The following is a 20,001-nucleotide window of genomic DNA, read 5'->3' on the forward strand; positions in this document are numbered from 1 at the left end:
GCGACGGAAGCCACCGTATGGTCTAACTACTATCCGATCCAGGAAGTTACGGCGGATCAAACGGGCATTCCGTACGGAAAGCCGCTGGCGAACAATACCTTCTACATTCTGGACGCAGATCGGCATCCGGTGCCGTACGGGGTGGCCGGCGAGCTGTATATCGGGGGAGTGGGCGTAGCCAGAGGCTATTTGAACGATCCGGCGAAGACCAGCGCATCGTTTATGACCAATCCGTTTGTGCCGCAGGGGCGGATGTACCGGACGGGGGACATGGGGCGCATGCTGCCGGACGGCAACATGGAGTTCCTGGGACGCCAAGATTACCAGGTGAAGATCCGCGGCTACCGGGTGGAACTGGGAGAAATCGAGAACCAGTTGCTGAAGCATGAGGCGGTCCGCGAAGCGGTGGTGATCGCCCGGGAGGATGCGGCCGGCGGGAAATACTTGTGCGCGTACGTGGTGCTGCAGCAGGAGACGGCTTCGGCGGAGATTCGGGAGCACCTCGGGCGGGCACTGCCGTCCTATATGATACCGGGATACATGATGCCGATGGAGCGCTTGCCGCTGACCCCTAACGGCAAGCTGAACCGCAAAGCGTTGCCGGAGCCGGATGCCAGAATGCATTCGGAAGAACGGTATGAGGCAGCGAGTACCGAGACGGAACGGAAGCTGCTTGGGATTTGGCAGGACGTGCTTGGCGTAGAGAACATTGGGATGAGCGACGACTTTTTTGCAATCGGAGGGCACTCCTTGCGGGCAACCGCGCTGGTGTCCAAAATCCAGAAGACGATGAACGTAGAGCTGACGCTGCAGGACGTATTCCGACTGCCGACGATCAAGGAGCAGGCGCAGAAGATCGAGGGGATGTCGAAGATAGCATACAACGCCATCGAACCGGTGAAGCTGGGCAAGGATTATCCGCTGTCTTCGGCGCAGCGGCGGCTATACGTGCTGCATGAGGTGGAGCCGGAGAGCACGCGCTACAACATGCCGGGCGTCGTGGAACTGGCCGGGCAGGTGGATGCGGATCGGCTGGAACAAGCGATTCGCTCGGTCATCGCCCGTCACGAATCGCTGCGCACGTCGTTCAGGTGGATCGACGGCGAACCGAGACAACAGGTGCATGATGACGTGGCATTGGAATGGGTATACCGGGGTGCAGATGAAGCGCAGGCCCGGGAACTCACCCGGAGCTTCGTACGGCCGTTCGAACTGAGTCAGGCGCCGCTGCTGCGGGCCGGGCTGCTGCGGCTGGCGGAGGAGCGCCATTGGCTGGTGTGGGACATGCATCATATCGTGTCGGACGGCGTGTCGATGAACCTTCTGGTGTCGGACTTCATGGCGGCGTATGCCGGCGAAGAGCTGGAGCCGCTGCGGATCCAGTACAAGGACTACGCGGTCTGGCAGCAGGGCACGCTCGGGGTGGAGCAGATGCAAGGGCATGAGGCGTACTGGCTGTCGGCCTATGCGGAGGAAGCGCCGGTGNGGGAACTGGCGCCGCTGCGGATCCAGTACAAGGACTACGCGGTCTGGCAGCAGGGCACGCTCGGGGTGGAGCGGATGCAAGGGCATGAGGCGTACTGGCTGTCGGCCTATGCGGAGGAAGCACCGGTGCTGGAGCTGCCGGCCGACCGGAGGCGTCCAGCGGTGCCAAGCAGTGAAGGCGGACGGGTATACACCGAAGTGAACGCCGAGACGGCAGAGGCCCTAAAACGAATCGCTGCGGAGACCGGAGCCACGCTGTACATGGTACTGCTGGCCGCCTATAACGTGTGGCTGCACAAGTACACAGGGCAGACCGACATCGTGGTCGGGACGCCGGTGTCGGGGCGGACGCATGGTGATACGGAGCCGATGATCGGAATGTTCGTGAACACGCTGGCGCTGCGCAACGCCCCGTCCGGGGAGAAGCGGTTTATGGACTTCGTGCGCGAGGTGAAGGAGCGGACGCTGGTGGCGTTCGAGCATCAGGACTATCCGTTCGAGGAACTGGTAGAGAAGCTGAACGTGCGGCGCGATCGGAGCCGCAACCCGCTGTTTGACACGATGCTGGTGCTGCAGAACATGGAGCAGGCGCGCTTTACCCTGGCGGATGTTGACGTTCGTCCGGTCGAGCTAAATCACCTGGCGACGAAGTTTGACTTAACGCTGAACGTTGCGGAGAGTGATCAAGGACTTCAACTGATGCTGGAATACAGCTGCGCGCTGTTCAACGAGGAGACAGCCGGGCGGTACCTGATGCACTTCATGCAGCTCTTGTCGCAAATCACCGGGCAGCCGGAAGCAAGCATCGGCTCGTATGAGCTTGTCACGCCAGAGGAGAAGCAACAGCTGCTGCACGGGTTCAACGACACGGCGGCGGAGTATCCGCGGGAAGCGACGATTCACGGTCTGTTCGAGGAACAGGTGAAGAAGACGCCGCATGCGGTGGCGGCCGTGTACGGGGAACAGCAGCTCACCTATACGGAGCTGAATGCGCGGGCGAATCAGCTGGCGTGGACGCTGTGCGGGCAAGGTATGGGGCCGGACCACATCGTGGCGATCCTGATGGAACGCTCGGTGGAGATGATCGTCGGGGTGCTCGGCATCCTGAAAGCCGGCGGGGCGTACTTACCGATCGATCCGGCCTATCCGGCAGAGCGCATCCAATACATGCTGGAGGACAGCGGCAGTCAGTGGCTGATAGGCGATGAGGCGCTGCTGGCGGAAACTGCCTTTGCGGGAGCGAAGCTGGGACTGACGATAGCAAAGGCCGAAACCGCTGCGACCGGTACAATGTCTGTCGGGGAAAGCAGCAGTATCGATGGCTGCAATTTAGAAGCGGTCAGCGGGCCGGAGAACCTGGCATACGTCATCTACACTTCAGGCTCGACGGGGCGGCCCAAAGGAGTGATGGCCGAGCACCGGAGTGTGGCCAACTTGACGTCCATGTTTCAACGTACGCTGCAGATTACCGGAGATGACCGGATTCTCCAATTTGCATCGCTCTCGTTCGATGCCTCTCTATCGGAAATCGTGATGAGCCTGTGCAGCGGGGCGCAATTGCATATAGTGCCGGTGGAAGTGATCCATCACCTCGGGGAGTTCGAGCAGTACATCCGGGAAAACGGCATTACAGTAATCACTCTGCCGCCGGCGTACTTAACACGGATGCATCCGGAGCAGGTCCGCCCGTTGAGAACGGTCATCACGGCGGGCTCGGCCTGTCCGCAGGAGGTGGTGCGGAAGTGGAGTCCTTACGTCAACTTAATCAATGCGTACGGGCCGACGGAAACGACGGTGTGCGCCACGATGTGGCCGGCAGACGAGGCGGAAGAAGAGATGGGAATCGTTCCGATCGGTAAACCGGTGTCCAATGTGCGGGTGTATATTCTGGATCAGGAAGGCCGGTTACTGCCCATGGGTGTGCCGGGCGAAATCTGTCTCACGGGAGCCGGCGTGGCCCGGGGCTATCTGAACCGGCCGGACCTGACAGCGGAGAAGTTCGTAGACAACCCGTTCGAGCCGGGGATGCGGATGTACCGGACCGGGGATTTGGCGAGATGGCTGCCGGACGGCAACCTGGAGTACCTGGGCAGGACCGACCATCAAGTGAAGATCCGCGGCTACCGGATCGAGTGCGGGGAGATCGAGGCGCAGCTTCAGGCGCATGGGCATATCCGTGAAGCTGTCGTAGTCGACCGGAAGGACGAGCAAGGGCAGGCATATCTATGCGCTTATCTGGTATGCAGCATGCCGCTGACTGTAGCCCAAATACATGCTCACCTGTCCAGACATCTGCCGGACTATATGATCCCGTCCTATTTTGTGGAATTGGACCATATTCCGCTCAATAATAACGGCAAAGTGAACCGAACACTTCTGCCTGTTCCAGATGTGGCCATGGATGATCAAGAAGAAAAACTGCCGCCTGCTACTGAGATTGAGTCTGGAATTTTGAAAGTATGGCAAGAGGTTCTTCACAAAGACGACATCGGGGTTACGGATAACTTCTTCCATGTGGGTGGAAACTCATTGCGCATTATGGATATATATTCCAAATTAGAGCAAAAGTATCCGGGTGTACTTGTTGTAGCGGATTTGTTCGGAAACCCGAACGTGCGTCAATTGGCTCAGTATATCGAAACGGTCCATGTGCAAAAACAAGCATCTACATGGAAGCACCTCCCCCTCGCATTCCCAACGTCAGGTATGGCCGAGAAAGGTGTCTACATTCCGGGCGATGTATTGCGCTTTGAGCTCTCGGAACGAACGAGTCAAAGCTTGGAACGCATTTCGAGTCACTACAGCATTCAAAAGATGTCTGTGCTGTTGACCGCTTTTGCATATTTAATGTCGGAATACGCACATACAGAAACGGTTACTTTGCCTTGCTTGATAGAAGGCGGCGATGTATGCCGGGTTGAGGTTTCGTTCCGGGAAGCCGAAGAGCTGGAGGAAGTTTTTGCAATAGTAGACGGATACCTGAAAACGGAAGGGCGATTTCATTGGGACCAGGTGAAGTATGCTGCTTATGAGCCGCAAGAAGGCCAAATCCTTTGTGCATTTACAGGCGCTGACCCATTGCCGTCAGGCTTTGCAAAGCAGTTTGATCTTGTGCTCAATTGTGGAGAGGCTGGCATTGTCCAGTCCATGACATGTGAGTACAACCAGGGCCGGATTTTACAAACGTCTGTAGAGAGGCTGCTTCGCCAGTTCGTAAGCTTATTGGCTAAAATGCTGGAACAATGTGAAAAAAAGGTCGGTCTGTAAGAGACGTGAAGTGAACAGGAGAAGAGAGGAGAAGGCAAGCGAAGGTCCTTCTCTTCTGTTCTACCGATTATACATCAGAGCATGTTTCGAATTGGAGGGTACGATGTGAAAAAAAGACTAGTCGACTTCGATACTTCCGAAGTGCTATCAACGAACGAGAATATCAAGTTTGAACAAATCTCAAGTAAGGATATTGCAGTGATTGGTGTATCCTGTCAGATTGGGAGCGCAAAAAATACAAATGAATTTTGGAATTGTATGGTTGAAGGGAAGAGTCTAATAGAAGAAATTCCGCAAACACGCAAAAAAGATATTACAGATGTGCTAAAGCAAAGCGGCATCGCCCCTAAGGAATTTAAGAAAGCTACTTATCTTGGTAACATCGACATGTTCGATTATAAGTTTTTTTCTCTGCCGGCTATTGAGGCCCAGTTAATGGATCCGCACCAACGGCTCTTTCTGGAGACTGTCTATGCCACTATGGAGGATGCGGGATACGGGGGGAGGGAGCTCGTTGGCAGCGAAACCGGAGTATTTGTCGGATTATCAAGCGACGGGCTCAATGAATACAAAGCACTCGCGCAAAGGTCCGCTCCGGAGCTTGTGGGTCTGACAACTTCAGGTAATCTAAAATCGATTATTGCCGGGAGGATTTCCTATATATTTGATTTTAAAGGCCCCAGCAGTTTGGTGGATACTGCATGCTCTTCATCTTTGTCTGCACTTCATCTGGCATGCCGCTCTATCCGCGCAGGCGAATGCAATACTGCGATAGCGGGAAGCGTCAGAATCAATATGTTACCGGCCAGTCAGGCGAATGACTACAAAATGGGAACTGAATCATCAGACGGGTACACGCGAACATTCGATGCAGAATCGGATGGAACAAATACTGCAGAGGGAGTCGCGGCTGTTCTGTTGAAACCACTGCATCAAGCGATGCTGGATCATGATCATATCTATGCGGTCGTTAAGGGCAGCGCATGGAATCAAGATGGAAGCTCGGTAGGACTAACAGCACCGAATCCAGCCGCACAGGAGCGGGTTATTCTAAGAGCATGGCAAGATGCGGGAATCGATCCCGAATCCATTTCATATCTGGAAGCCCATGGTACGGCAACAAAGCTGGGAGATCCTATCGAAATCCAAGGGATACACAATGCATTCCGCAAGCATACCTCAAAGATGCAATTTTGCGCCATCGGTTCTGTCAAAACGAATATCGGTCATTTGGATCATGCAGCGGGAATCGCCGGTTTTATTAAGGCCGTGCTGGCCTTAGAGCATCAACAAATTCCACCGATGCTGCATTTTAAACAACCTAATCCTAATATATCGTTTATTAATTCGCCCGTTTATATTGCAGACCGGTTAATCGAGTGGGAGCGTTCACCAGGTTCAAAAAGAAGATGCGGGGTAAGTTCGTTCGGTTTAAGCGGAACGAATTGCCATGTCGTATTAGAGGAGGCTCCTGAACGAACAGAGGCTTCCCCTGACAATTTGCATCATATTTTCACCTTATCTGCCATGGAACAAACGAACCTGTTAGATATGGTAAACAGATATATACTTTTCCTATCGAGTTCTGCCGGCCAGCATAGAATCGGGGATATTTGCTACACCGTTAATACGGGGAGAGGCCACTACGCTCACCGCTTGGTGCTGAAGGCATGCAGCATAGAAGAACTGCTTCAGCAATTGGAGCGATTTCTAAAAACCCCATTCGTTACGATGGAAGAGCATCATATTTATTACGGCAGCCATAACGTCAGCGCTAACAAAGTCACCTGGCCGAATTATGAAACTGCATCCGGTTCCGCTTCCGAGCACGTCAAAGAACTTCTGTCCAATATTAGCAAAGATTCGTCCGGTGCGGGAAGAACGTTTCATGATTTCGCTCAGGCTTATACACAAGGAACAGAGATGAATTGGAAACTGTTATATCCGACACGTTCTTACAATAAAGTCAGTGTGCCGACCTACAGCTATTCGAAAAGCAGATGCTGGATCAACATTCCGGAGAAGCATACACAGCCTGTTGAGAGACGTGAGACTTTAACATCCGTGCATGAAGAGGAGTATTGTTATTACCAGCCAAAATGGGTGCCCCAAAGTATTAATGACAAACTCCCGGAACCCATTGACGGGATGACGGTTTTCTTTCGAACAACGGCTCCGGTTTGCGGCCAGATCTGTACATTGCTGGAAAGACAAAACCGGGATTATATTGAAGTTTATTATGGACCCCAGTACAGCAAAGTAACGGATTATGAATACGTGATTTCAGGCAATGACTCTGACTACCTCTTATTGATCGAGCAAGTAGGAAAGGTTGGGCATGTCATCCATGCCTTTGATCTCGAAGAACGGCTGCCGCACCATACCTTGGAGCTGCAGGAACGCCTCGTTCGCAGCGTGTACAGCTTGGCTTCTTTATCAAAAGCATTATTCAAGAAGCAGCGAAGACAAGAAACAGTGATTTCTGTCCTTACCCGATTTGCAAATGCCGTGACAGGGGACGAGCCACAGATCGATCCGATCGGTGCCGCTATGCTCGGGATGGCGAAGGTTATTCATCAAGAACATCCGTACCTGTACACTCGCAGCTTTGATTTGGACATAACGATTGAACCTCCCGTAATTGGGCAAATGTTATCATCAATCAGAGAAGCGACAGAATTTGCATACCGCAACGGCGTTAGATATATAGAAAGCTTACAGGCAGCGGATCTTGGAACAACCGAAGCCGTTTCCATTCGCCACAATGGTGTCTATGTCATTACAGGAGGACATGGGGGGATTGGCTTAGAAGTGGCCAAACATTGGGCGAGACAACAGCAAATCTCCATTGCCCTTGTAAGCCGGACGCCCTTGCCGAGCCGTGAAGAATGGAGCTCTATTAAAGCGGGGGATGATCCTAAACGAAAACGCATCATTGAAAGCATAGAAGAAATGGAGAGTCTGGGTTCAACCATACATTCTTACAGCGCGGATGTTACCGATTTCGATCAAATGGACGTGCTGATCCAGCAGATTAGAGCCAGCTTCGGAAATATTAGTGGAATTTTTCATGCTGCAGGCATCGCAGGAGACGGGATGCTGTTCAGGAGAAGCCAAGAGCAAATGGACGCGGTCTTATCTCCTAAAGTAATGGGGACATGGAACTTACACTTGCTTACGAAAGACAATGACCTTGACTTTTTTGTGCTGTGCTCGTCGCTCGCTTCGCTTACTGGGGGAGTGGGTCAAGGGGACTACACGGCTGCCAACAGGTTTATGGATTCATTCGCTTCCTACCGATCCCGATTAGGTATGACGGCTTGTTCTATCAATTGGCCGGCCTGGAAGGAAGTCGGTATGGCTGCTAATTACGGCGTCAAAGAAAGCGATAAAGGTATTAGCCATATTACACCTCGTTCTGCGCTGGCTGCACTTGATCAAATCCTATATTCGAATCGGCCCAGAGTGATTCTGGGAGAGATGAATGCTGTACACGCAAATCAAGTAGCGATGAATGGTCAGATTCAGGAACAACCGTTCTTCAAGAACGTACAGCTGGTTGGAAGAGAATCCGGTGAATACACCGAACTTGAGAAATTATTGGCAAGCATTTGGGGAGAACTGTTCGAACGTGATGTGATGAGGGTGGATGACAATTTTTACGACTTGGGGGGACACTCCTTATTGCTTATCCGGGTGGAGGTTGAGCTGGAAAAGCATGGTGTGGCGGTAGACCATTTAAATATTGAACAAGACCGGACGCTTGAGAAAATAGCGGAAACTCTGGAAAACTCGAATTCTAAGGTTGAGGACTGAGTGCGTGCTTGAAGTGAAAGCGGGGAAAAAGGGATGGCAAAAATCATTGAACCGATAGAACCTTTTAACGAAATCTATTATCAAAGCTGCTTGTATAATTCGTTGTTTCCGGTTATACGGCATTTTCAGCTTAGTATATTGCCGTTACTGATTAACGATTGGGTTGTGTATGAAACGGCCCTGACAGGGGAAGGCGCTCTTTGCGGAATCTCTTACAGAAGCAATAAGGGTCTTATTGAAGCTCTTGCAGGGCTTGGAATCGCAGTCGAGAAGGAACAGTTTGCCGGAACAGTCATTGACAAAATCAAGAGTGCGGTAGACATGGGGAGACCTGTGATACTATGGGTTGATTGTTACGAATTGCCGATTCGCAAAGACACTTTTCGGAAGAAGCATTTGCCACACACCATCTTAGTTCATGGATATAATGATTGTACCGGCCATTTTCATATTATTGAACATTTGCAGATGGAGAACCTGTCCTATGATAAAAAAACAATTCGGATGGAAGATTTGGAGCGGGCTTATATTGAATTTGATCATGAATTCAATCAAGGACAAATGAAGCTGGATTCCTACTATGAATTTTATAAGCTGAATCAAGCTGCTTCCATGATTTCCGGCGAAGCGGAACAATATCAGGAACTCATTCAGGCAAATATGAATGTAATTACAGAAGGTCTAGACCAGCTGCTGGAAGTGTCGGAGCTGTGGTATGGGAGATTGATGCAGCAAGCGCACATATCTATAGATTATGCTGCACAGCAACTCGATAAGCTGAATTCAATCATATTGGCGAAACAAGCGGAGAGCTACAAGCTGAAGCTTTTGCAGATGGAGCAGGAGCCTTTAAGTGCCATTCTACAGAGTATTACTAATGAGTGGAGCATGATTAGAGCGATCGTGGGCAAATATGTATACTCCAATCAGTTTAAAGTTGAACAATTCGCCGAATTGCCGGATCGAATCAGCAGTATTTACGATGCCGAGTTAAAGTTTTACGAAACCTTTTTAACGAAGCGATGAAGAGTACACAGATGAACGGGATTATACAGATCGATGATGGTGTTAACACATACTAGGTCCATACAAAGGAGCGTCTACTATGCATTCCATGGATACGATTACTCAGGAATTGCTTGAAATCATTAATGCTCATCTCTTGCAAAGAGCTGAAGAAGCAGGAAAATCGGGTGAAACTGGATTGCTGACCAGCTTGGAAGGTGACCTGGAGTTGTCCAATTATATTAATTCCCTTGATTTCATCATGATTCTCGTTAATATTGAAAAAAAGTTTAACGTGGTGCTGCAAGGAGACCTGAATATACTAACAGATCGGAGTTTTATCCAAATTGCTGAATTTATTGCAAAAAACAGGAATGATTAATGGTAGCCCTGAAAAAGCTTGTATTTAGGGAAGGGATCTTCAGTCAGGGGCTAGGTGCAGTATAAAAATGCAGCGTGTATCCGCTTAGGCTACGCGCTGCATTTTTATTTTAGGGGATATGTCACTCACGGCAGATGCTGACCGATGCGGTTCGAAGAGAAGCTCTGTTGGATGCCGTCACCTGCGTACCAAGGGACATCGCTTACCCGCCCGATTTGAATTTGTTGAATGAAGCCCGTGGGATACCTTCTTATTATCTTATTAGTTCTCCTCTAAATCCCGCTCATCACGATTTCGCCAAATCTCTTTTGCCGAAAAAGGTCTTGAGCGCCTGGTACACTTCCTTCTTATCCTTAATGACATAATGCATGAACTGCTCCTGCTTCAGATGCCGGTAGGCGGACATCAGCGTGCTGCTGCGGTTGTACTGGTTCACCTCGCCGTATCCGAACATATTGCTGCGTTTCAGCAGCTCCCCGATCAGCTTGACGCAACGTTCGTTATCCGAGGTGAGATTGTCGCCATCCGAGAAATGAAAAGGATAGATGTTGTATTTGGCCGGCGGATACCGGCTGTCGATAATCTCCAGCGCCTTCTGGTAGGCTGACGAGCAGATCGTGCCCCCGCTTTCACCCCGGGTGAAGAAATCATGCTCACTGACCTCTTTGGCTTCCGTATGATGAGCCAGGAACACAATCTCGACCTTTTCGTATTGCCGGCGCAGGAAGCGGGTCATCCAGAAAAAGAAGCTGCGGGCGCAGTATTTTTCGAAGGTCCCCATAGATCCGGAGGTATCCATCATGGCGATGATGACTGCATTGGAATGAGGAACCGTAATATCATCCCAGGTTTTATAGCGCAAATCGTCGGGACTGATGCTGTGGATGCCGGGATTTCCGTTGCTGGCGTTGCGCCGCAGATTCTCCAGCAAGGTGCGCTTCTTGTCGATGTTCGACATCATGCCTTTTTTACGGATATCGTTGAAGACGATGGACTTGACCTCGATCTCTTCTTTATCCTTCGGTGCTAGGTGGGGCAGCTCCAGGTCCTGGAACAGAATGTCCTCCAAATCCTCGAGGTTCACTTCAGCCTCAACCGTATCCTGACCCGGCTGATCGCCGGCCTTGTCACCTTTGCCCGGTTGGGCAGATTGTGAATCACGCCCGAGCACATCACCAACCTGGCTGTCTCCGTCTCCCTGGCCGACATGCTTTTGCTTGCGGAAGTTATAGATAATCCGGTACTCATCCAGACTGCGGATCGGCACCTTCACAATCTGTTTTCCGTCCGACATGATAATGTTCTCTTCGGTAACGAGGTCGGGCAGATTATCCTTAATGGCTTCCCTGACCTTCTGCTGATGACGTTCCTGATCCTGATGGCCTTTGCGGTGAAGGGACCAGTCTTCTTTTGACACGACAAACGCATATGGACCGGGTGATTGCGACAGGATGACCACCTCCCATGGAATATAAATCGGTACGGGCGTAAGCACATGCTTCTTAAAGAGAGTAACTCTGAGGCATGCTGTAACTAAAGTATATTCAGGGGTAGGGAGGATATGTGAAGATATCAATGGGTATAAACTGCGGAGCCGGGAACTTTGATCCCTTATTCACTGATCTCTTCAATATTAAGCTTATAGCTGTTTGACCGGGATTCCCCGGAATATCTCCGGCCGTCAATCGTGAACAGGTACAGCGCGGTCGAGGAGCCTTGAAGGGACCGGCCCATGAAATCGTCATTGATTCTGACAAAATAAGTGAGATGGACCGTCTGACCAGCTTGCACTGTACCCAGCGGCATCGTCCCCCGGTAAGAGGCTTCAGATGAGGTAAGGGTACTGACCGTAACGATGTCGGACTCAATTATGCTTCCTTGGGGCACGATCCGGATGACAGAAACGTCGGCAGGATAATTGCCGCTATTGGTCACTGAAATCCTGAATTGGGCAGTCCCCCCGGGCTCGACAATCGGCGGTTCACCATTCATCTCAATGGATATGACCGGCGACAGAATCAAGGTGGTAACCGCATTTGAGCGGGCAACCAGTCTTACATTTCGTCCGTCTGGCAGTGTGAAGGTATATTGCAGATTGCCTTGGTTCTGCACCGCCGGTGTCTGCTTGATATCAGTGGCTGCAGGGATAGACACAAGAAACTCCACGAGGACCACAGAGCCGGCTCTTATTGTGCCCAGCGGGATGAATTCTCCCGGTCTAATACCCTTCATGGGCACACCGTCAACCATAACGCTGTCCCAGATGAACAATGTTCCTGGAGGAATTGCATCCACCAGTGCAGCATTTACAGCCAGATTTCCGCTGTTTTGTACGGTGAACTTATAATGCAGGTTGTCTCCGGGCGCCGCGCTGTAGCGATCAACCTTTAGACTGACTGTAACGCCTGCCTGGATAATGGATATTTCCAAGGTATTGCTCTCGGTGGTATCAGTAGCTTCATCTCCCTGGTAGGTGGTGCGCGCCTGCGTTGTTAACAGGGAATTCTCAGGGACTGACGTGATCCGTACGCGAAAAGAAATTTCGGCGGCTGTGTCTGTACTTAGGCCTCCCAGCCGGATTCCTTCTGCCGGATCAGCATCGGGATAATAGATACCCCCGGCGACAACACTTCCCGGAACGAAAATGGCTCCATCCGGCACGGGAATGAATACGATAATATCGTTCAGCAGCCGTGCTCCCTCGTTCCTGAGCTGCAGCATATAAGTGACTACATCTCCGGTAAAGGTAGTCGGAGTACTTGCGGCCAGAAGGGTGGAGAGCTGGTAGGAAAGCAAAGAAACTGCTACCGGATTGGAAAGGATTTCGCTTTGCACAAGCCTGCCTTCCGGTGTAGTGAAAGAATAAAATCCCCTGGCTTCATTGCGAAGCTCCAGTGAGGGGGGAAGCGAAACGACAATGACCTGGAAGGCGATGCGGACCTGTGTCTGCGGTGATATTATTCCCAGCGGTATGCCGGAAGACGGAGATACCCCGGGAAGGGGGACTCCGTCTCTTAGCACACTATTAGCAATGAAGGATACGCCTTCAGGGAGAATATCTCTGATCGTTGCCAGTGCAGCCACGTTGCCGCTGTTCTTGGCAACAAGCGAGTAAACCAGCGTCTCCCCAAGGGAGACGCTGGTTTTGTCCGCACTTTTGAATAAGGAAAGTACGGGGCTGAGGACCGGGGTATGGACGGTATTGGAATAGGTTATAGCGTCTATACCCGCTGCCGAGCTGAACAGTACCATGGACTGATTCGTCACGACAGGTTGAGGAAATGAGCCAGGGGTCATGTCGCGATTACCTGAACCTTGAAGGTTACAGTTGTTGAAGCTCCGGCAGCAATCGTGCCGATGACAACGCCTGATCCGGGGTTGGCCCCAGGACGGGCGATATCGTCTACGGTAACGCTGCCCGCAACGAATTGGCTTCCGGCCGGAATCGGGTCAACCAGCACAACGTTGTTGACGGCGACGATACCGTTGTTCGTCACGACAATTGTATAGGTAAGGGTGTCGCCGACTACGGCATCGATAGCCGGTGTGCTCTTGACTGCGGTGACGTCCGGAGACGATACAGGGATCACAAGTACATTGGACAAGGAAGAGCCTGAGAGCAGACGTCCGTCCGGCGGCGTGAACGTGAAGGTTGCGGCTGCCTGATTGACGAGTCGCTGCGGTGAAGGCAGCGAAGCCACGGTAACCTGCAGGGTGACTGTCATGACGACTGTAGCTCCAGGGGCAACCGTTCCAAGGTTGATTCCGGCTGCCGGATCGGCTCCCGGTTGCGGCACACCGTTCACCAGCACACTGTTCGGAACAAATACACCTCCTGCAGGGATGGAGTCCGTAAGGGTAACCACAGCCGGCAAGTTCCCGGTGTTTGTGACGCTAATGAAGTAAGTGACAGTGTCTCCGACGGTTGCATTGGCTGTATCCGCGCTCTTTAGGATATTGATTATCGGCTGATACACCGGAGTAATCAGGTTATTGGAATAGGAAGCACCCGAGAAAGCACCGGAGGTAAAGCTCACGGACGCCTGGTTATTAAGGCTCGGTGGATTCGGCAGCGCAGTAACAACAATATTGAAGGAGACCTGGACAGAAGCTCCCGGAGCCAGAGTGCCAAGGGAAATTCCATTGGCCGGGTTCGCTCCCGGCAGAGGAGTGCTGTCGACAACTACGCTGCCTGTGACAAAGGAAGCTCCCGGTGGTATCGGATCGCTAAGCACGACATTGTTGACCGATGCAATCCCGCTATTGGTAACGGTGACTGTGTAGGGAACGGTATCACCTACTACGGCATCTGTTACAGTGGAGGCTTTTGATACCAATACGTTAGGCGATGAAACGGAAATCTGATTGATGTTGGAGACTGCTGATTCGTTGAAGGTCCGGCCGTCCGGCAGGGTATACGCAAAGGTGATGGTAGCCCGGTTGGTCAATTGCTGGTTTGGCGGCAGCGTAGTGATCAGAACAGAGAAAGTGACTGTTAAGCTGGCGCCGGCAGCAATAGAACCGAGCGGAATGCCGGTTGCGGGATCGGCTCCCGGGGACGGGAATCCGTTAATCAGCACACTGTTTGCTACAAGTAGGGTTCCTGCCGGAATCGTATCGGTCAAAGTAGCAGTAGCCGGATAGTTGCCTGTATTGTTTACAATTACGGTATAGGTAATGGTATCCCCGACGGTAGCATTGACAGAGCTTGCGCTTTTGACTGCTGCCACTATCGGTTCGTAGACCGGTGTGGTGACAATATTGGAGAATGCTACGTTGGAAAGTGCTCCGGAAGTAAAGCTGACGGAGGACTGGTTGTTCAGCAGTCCGGTTGCTGGCAGCGAAGTTACGGTTACAGTAAAGGCTACGGTCACTGAAGCTCCGGGAGCGATACTGCCTATGGTTACCCCGGTAGAAGGTGAAGCCCCGGGCCGTCCGACACCGTCCACAAGCACACTGTTCGGCACAAAGGCGGTACCTGCAGGAAGAGCATCCGTAAAGACAACGTTATTGACGGTTTCGATCCCGTTATTCGTCAAGGTCACGGAATAGGTAATCGTGTCCCCAATGGTGGTTGCCGTTGTCGCGGTGGATTTGAGCACGGCGAGATTCGGGCTGGATACAGGAATCGTGACCGTGTTGGAGAGTGCTGAACCGGTGATTGTGCGTCCGTCAGGCAAAGTAAAGCTGTACGCTGCGGTCCCCTGATTGACCAGCACCTGCGGAGACGGCAGTGAGGTAATCACAACTGAGAAAGTGACGGCGACAGTGGCTCCCGCAGCGACAGTTCCAGCGGTAATACCGGTAGTGGGATCAGCCTGCGGCAGAGGCAGCCCATTGATCAGGACGCTGTTGGGCACAAAAGTGGTTCCTGCCGGAATATTGTCCGTTACGTTCAGAGTGGCTCCATAATTGCCGGTGTTGCTGACAGTCAAGGTATAGGTTACGGTATCGCCGACTGTGGCATTAGCGGTGCTGGCTGTTTTAACCACAGAGACATTCGGCTGGAAGACGGGAACGGCTACCGGGTTCGACAAAGTAGTACCTGAGAAAATACCCGAGGTATAGGTAACGGTCGCCTGGTTGTCAATAGAGGCGTCAGCGGGAACGGAAATGACCGTTACGCTGTAAGAGACGATTGCAGTTGCGCCGGAGGCCAACGTTCCGATCGCAATCCCGGAAGACGGGTTGGCATTTGGGAAAGGCACTCCGTTTACTGATACGCTGCCGGGTATAAATGAGGATCCGTCAGGCACGGGATCACTGAGTAATACATTATTTACGGGATCAATTCCGGTGTTGGTAATGCTTACGGAATAGGCAATCGTATCTCCAACGGCAGCTGCTGTTGCAGGAGTGCTCTTCACTACGGAAAGATTGGGAGCGGAGACCGCGATAGTTACCGTATTAGATACAGCCGTACCCGTAAGCAGCCGGCCGTCAGGCGGAGTGAAAGTGAAGGAGGAGGAGGCCTGATTGACAAGCTGCTGTGGTGAAGGCAAGGAGACAATAAAGACAGTGAAGCTGACGGTAACACTGGCCCCCGGAGCTACGGTGCCGACGGTAATACCGGTATCAGGTGCGGCTCCCGGCTGCGGAAAGCCGCCAACGATAACGCTGTTGGGATCAAAGGTAGTCCCTGCGGGAATGTTGTCAGTCAAAGTAACATTGGCAGCCAGATTGCCTGTGTTGCTGACAACAATCATGTAGATAATGGATTCGCCAACTGTTGCATTAAGATCATTGGCACTTTTGACAAGGGAAATCTGCGGCTGTATTACCGGTGTCGTGGTTACGTTGGAAGATGAAGAACCGGAGAATACACCGGAGGTAAAGCTGACGGTCGACTGGTTGTTGATCTGTGAAGGAATCGGCATTGTTATCCTCACCTCGAATGTTACGGCGACTGACGCCCCTGGGGCCAGACTGCCGATTGGAATGCCGGCGGACGGAACTGATTGCGGCTGGGAAACGCCGCCCACAATTACGGTTCCGGGAATGAAAGCAACATTCTCAGGCAGAGGATCACTGAGAATGATGTTGCTGACAGCCGCGATGCTGGTGTTCGTCAGCACCGAGGTGAACTTAAGAATGTCACCCGTAACGGCATCAATGGCGTTCACGCTTTTGACGATACTGACATTGGGAGCGGAGACAGGAACACTGAGCGTGTTCGAAACAGCGTTTGTTCCGAGCTGCCGTCCGTCAGGCAGAGTGAAGCTGATTGCAGCAGCAGCCGAATTGAGCAGCTGCTGGCCCGGGGGCAGCGCCGTCACGGTGACCAGAAAACTGACGGTGACACTATCGCCCGGCACAAGCGGACCTACCGGGATTCCGGTCACCGGGTTGAAACCGGGAAGCGGTGTTCCGCCAATGATGACGCTGTTCGGTTCAAATACTGCTTGTGGCGGTAAACTGTCAGTCAGGTTCAGCGTGGCGGCGATATTACCGGTGTTGCTGATCAGGATCGAGAAGGATAGGGAACTGCCTACCGAAGCCTGGGCGCTGTTGGCACTTTTAACGAGAGTGATGACCGGAATGAAGATCGGAGTTGTCACTGTATTGGACAGGGCAGTTCCGCTGAACGCTCCTGCCGTGAAAGATGCGCTGGCCCGGTTATTCAGTTCGGAGGGATTTGGCAGGAAGGCAGCATTCACCTTGAAGGTGACGATCACATTGCTCCCTGCCGCGATGGTACCAAGAGCAATGCCCGCCCCCGGATTGGCGGATGGTACAGAAGCCCCGTTCACCGTGACGCTCCCAGCCACAAATGCTCCTCCCGCGGGTACGGGATCAGACAGGACGACGTTGTTTACAGCCACCCCGCTCGGATTGGATACCGCTACGGTATAGGTTATATTCTCACCGACAGCGATGGCGGAGAGATTGGCTGTTTTGAATAAGGTGATATTCGGTGCGGAAACCGGGATACTGACCGTATTCGAGAGGCTTCCCCCGCTGAGGGAACGTCCGCTGGGCAACTGGTAGGTATAGCTGCTGCTTCCTTGGTCGGTCAATACCGCCGGAGAAGGCAGTGACTGCACCGTAGTCAGGAAGTTGACGGTTACCGTAGAACCGGGAGCCACGGCCCCCAGTGGAATTCCGGTGAGCGGAGAATCCGCAGGACGAGCGGAACCGTTCACTGTAACGCTTCCCGCAACAAAGGAAGAGCCGGCGGGGATATTGTCGCTTAGGGTGACGGTTGCTGCCAGATTCCCTGTGTTTTGCACCTGAAGGGTGTAAAGCACGTTGCCGCCTACAGTCGCACTGGCCGGACTTGCGCTTTTGACAATGCCAATGACAGGCTGATACACAGGTGTTGTGGTGATGTTGGATTGGGAAATGCCTGTAAACATCCCGGAACTATAGGATGCCGAAGAACGGTTGGACAGCTGTCCGGTTCCCGGTACAGAGGTGACCGTCACTTGGAAAGCTACGGTTGCACTGTTGTCAGGAGGAATTGCCCCCACAGAGATTCCCGTTGCCGGGTCTGCGACCGGCCGGGATGAGCCGGAAACAGTCACACTGCCCGGAACAAAGGTGCTGCCTGCAGGAATCGGATCGGACAGGACAACATGTGTTACCGCCGAAATCCCGTTATTGCTGATGACGGAGGTATAGGTCAAAGTGTCCCCTACGGCAACGTCAGGGAAGCTGGTGCTTTTGACCACTGTAACATTGGGCAGTGTCACCGGAAGGGTCAGCGTATTCGATGCAGCTGAACCGGCCACGGTACGTCCGTCAGGCACCAGGAAGGTATAGGCTGCAGTGGCCTGGTCGGTTAACTGCGGCGGCGACGGCAGACTGTTCACGGCAACCCTGAACTGAACGGTGGAGCTTCCTCCGGCGGCAATCGTGCCGATTGCGATGCCCGTGGCGGGATTGCCTGCCAAGGGAGTCCCGTTAACGGTAAAGCTCCCGGGAACATAGGTGCTTCCGGCAGGGATGTTGTCGGTCAGCGTCGTGGACGCACCGATATTTCCCGTGTTGGAGATTTGCAAGGTATAGGTAATCTCATCGCCAACGGTTGCGTTGACGGTGTTGGCGCTTTTGACCATACCCAGAACCGGCGAGTACACTGGAACCGTTACTGTATTGGAAGGGATAACTCCCGAAACAATGGGGCCGCCGGCCACACTCTGGAATGTAAATGCGGCATTAGCAGAGTTGGCAATCGTCTGCGGACTGGGCGGCAGCGAGGTCACTCTGGCCTGATATGTAACCGTTACAGAAGAGCTGAGTGCCAGTGACCCTAAGGGAATGCCGGCTGAAATATCATAGCTAGGTCTGGAAACGCCGGCGACCACAACGCTTCCGGCTACAAAGGTCAAGCCGCTTGGCAGTGTATCTGACAGTACCACACTCGTAGCGCTGGCAGTACCTGTATTGTTGATGGTAACGGTATAGGTTATCGTATCACCAACGATCGGACCGGCCACATTGGAGCCTTTGGTCAGCGTGATTACCGGAGCGTTAATATTGATCTGGAGCGCATTCGCGTTGACTACATAGGCATCGCCAGAGGTGGTCAGCGTCAGCAGTGCAGAGGACTGGTTGTTCACCAGCCTTGCCGAAACGTCGACGTTGGTAATGTCCCAGCCTTGCCGTCCACCGATGATATTGGTGCCTGGACTGCCGTTGGTCTGGTTGCGGGTTCCGAAGGTTCCGGTCGTATTCAGAGCGCCGCTGTCATTATTAATCTGCGAAGCAAAAAAGTTGTTGGCAAAGTTGTTGGGACCCGACAAGGCCACCTGTGTGGCGGAGGTCGGGCCGAACAGCGCCTGGTCGCCTGAACGGTTCGCGTCGCCTTCCTGCGCGCTGAACAAGATGCGTCCGCCCAGAGCGCCGGTGACCGGTGTGGCGAAACCCGTAATAGTCGTGACAACCGGGGCTGAAGTGGCCTGTACAAGCACAGCTCCTGCCCGCAGCGACATATTGCGGAAGGGAAGGGAGGGGTTCTGGTAGATCACACCAAGTGTCCAGCCGGCATGGTTGGCGGTTGCATCACCCGTGATTACGATGGTGCCGACGACACCGCTGAGCGTGTAGGTTCCGGCACCGCCGCCCTGAATAATGCTGGTGACATTGGCTGAGCGGACATAGGCGGAGGCCCCGTTTCCCAGATCTATAGTATTAGCAGTGGCTGCATCTGGAGTTACACTGGTCGTACTCCCTGCGGGTGTGGTGAAGGAGACCGGATTATTGATGAAGGCGCTGAGATTAACCGAGCCGTTAATATAGGAGCCGGCCCAGATCAGTTCTGCGTACAGCACGGTGCTTCCTGCGGGAAGCGTCAGTATGGCGGCTGAGCTGTTGTTCTGGTACAGGCTGGTCGTACCGGCTGGGTAGGTGCCGAATACAGAGGCCGTGTTGACCGTACTGAATGCACCTATACTATCCTGTGTACCGGGCACCCCGGCCGTTTCGGATCTGCTTAGTCCAAGTGTATTACCGGTAAATGTAATTGCGCCTGTTGCGTTAATCGTAGCCCGAACGACTAGAGGAATAATTTTCACCTCCTTCAAGGTTGCTGAACTGCGCAGACG

At 52.8% G+C, this 20,001-nt stretch carries 7 protein-coding genes; 4 read left to right on the forward strand and 3 right to left on the reverse strand.

The genetic code is table 11. The features are described from left to right. The 4 genes from ACAN56_RS29510 to ACAN56_RS29525 form a co-directional block, all read left to right on the forward strand. Positions 1–4,752: amino acid adenylation domain-containing protein (locus ACAN56_RS29510; protein WP_379147351.1), on the forward strand; the 4,752-nt coding region annotated here is incomplete at its 5' end. 105 nt (positions 4,753–4,857) lie between these two features. Then, the gene (locus tag ACAN56_RS29515) at positions 4,858–8,568 is read left to right on the forward strand and encodes an SDR family NAD(P)-dependent oxidoreductase (protein WP_379147353.1); all 3,711 of its coding nucleotides are present in this window, start codon (positions 4,858–4,860) and stop codon (positions 8,566–8,568) included. 33 nt (positions 8,569–8,601) lie between these two features. Continuing rightward, complete coding sequence (locus tag ACAN56_RS29520; RefSeq protein ID WP_038588509.1) at positions 8,602–9,594, forward strand: BtrH N-terminal domain-containing protein; 993 nt, start codon at positions 8,602–8,604, stop codon at positions 9,592–9,594. Positions 9,595–9,673: 79 nt separating this feature from the next. Beyond that, positions 9,674–9,955, forward strand: coding sequence for a hypothetical protein (locus ACAN56_RS29525; protein WP_038588511.1), 282 nt, complete (start codon positions 9,674–9,676; stop codon positions 9,953–9,955). Positions 9,956–10,241: 286 nt separating this feature from the next. Here the strand turns inward: ACAN56_RS29525 and yhbH are convergent, their stop codons facing one another. The 3 genes from yhbH to ACAN56_RS29540 form a co-directional block, all read right to left on the reverse strand. After that, positions 10,242–11,405, reverse strand: coding sequence for a sporulation protein YhbH (gene yhbH / locus ACAN56_RS29530; RefSeq protein ID WP_038599129.1), 1,164 nt, complete (start codon positions 11,403–11,405; stop codon positions 10,242–10,244). Positions 11,406–11,566: 161 nt separating this feature from the next. Beyond that, positions 11,567–13,252, reverse strand: coding sequence for a hypothetical protein (locus ACAN56_RS29535; protein ID WP_379147356.1), 1,686 nt, complete (start codon positions 13,250–13,252; stop codon positions 11,567–11,569). Further along, complete coding sequence (locus ACAN56_RS29540) at positions 13,249–19,971, reverse strand: DUF7507 domain-containing protein (RefSeq protein WP_379147450.1); 6,723 nt, start codon at positions 19,969–19,971, stop codon at positions 13,249–13,251. The genes ACAN56_RS29535 and ACAN56_RS29540 overlap by 4 nt, the downstream gene beginning before the upstream one ends. Between the last annotated feature and the right edge of the window lie 30 nt (positions 19,972–20,001).

This window comes from Paenibacillus paludis (assembly GCF_042610515.1).
Classification (GTDB): domain Bacteria; phylum Bacillota; class Bacilli; order Paenibacillales; family Paenibacillaceae; genus Paenibacillus_AQ.

Excerpts from the sequence above, each read along its gene's own strand:
- ACAN56_RS29520 (WP_038588509.1), top strand. The coding sequence starts at position 8,602 with ATGGCAAAAATCATTGAACCGATAGAACCTTTTAACGAAATCTATTAT.
- ACAN56_RS29525 (WP_038588511.1), top strand. The coding sequence starts at position 9,674 with ATGCATTCCATGGATACGATTACTCAGGAATTGCTTGAAATCATTAAT.
- ACAN56_RS29535 (WP_379147356.1), bottom strand. The coding sequence starts at position 13,252 with ATGACCCCTGGCTCATTTCCTCAACCTGTCGTGACGAATCAGTCCATG.